Here is a 540-nt window from a genome sequence, read left to right as displayed (position 1 = left end):
TGAGCATAATTAACGGTGCCGTCAATGGGGTCAATAATCCAGATGGGTTCAGCTAGGTCTTTGCCTTGGCTCGTATCGGTATATGTCTCTTCAGACATGATACGGTGGTGAGGGAATTTTTCTTGAATAGCTTCGATGATTAGTTTGTCTGCTGCAATGTCTGCAGATGTTACTAGCTCATGTTGATCTTTGTAATTCTGACTGAGTGAGCCTTTTGCTCGTTCCGACTTAATCATCGAGCCAGCTTTGATTGCTAGCTCTTTTGCGAATTTCTCTATGTCGCTATAGTTCATAGGTCACCCAGACAGATTAGTTTACAGGGTTTGGCTGCCTTAAGACTGCTGCTCTCGGGCAATGGCTCGGTAGGCAATGTCATCTCGATAGAACATACCTTCCCAGCTGATATTTTGTGCAAGCTGATAGGCCTTTTGCTGAGCTTCAGTCACATTGTTGCCCAGAGCTGTAGCGCATAATACTCTGCCACCAGACGTTGCTACTTGCTCGCCATCGAGTTTGGTGCCTGCATGAAATACTTTTGCA

The 540-nt window shown here is 45.6% G+C and carries 2 protein-coding genes; both read right to left on the bottom strand.

All coding sequences use genetic code 11. The features are described 5' to 3' along the window. The coding region (locus A3761_RS05175) for an inositol monophosphatase family protein (protein ID WP_304439587.1) at positions 1-293 on the bottom strand (293 nt) is incomplete at its 3' end. Between the two features lie 39 nt (positions 294-332). After that, on the bottom strand, positions 333-540 hold a 208-nt coding region (locus tag A3761_RS05170), incomplete at its 5' end, for a phosphoribosylglycinamide synthetase C domain-containing protein (protein WP_304439586.1).

The sequence above is a fragment of the Oleiphilus sp. HI0123 genome (genome assembly GCF_001635315.1).
Note: the sequence above shows the minus strand (reverse complement) of the source record. Positions and strands in the feature narration are given on the sequence as shown.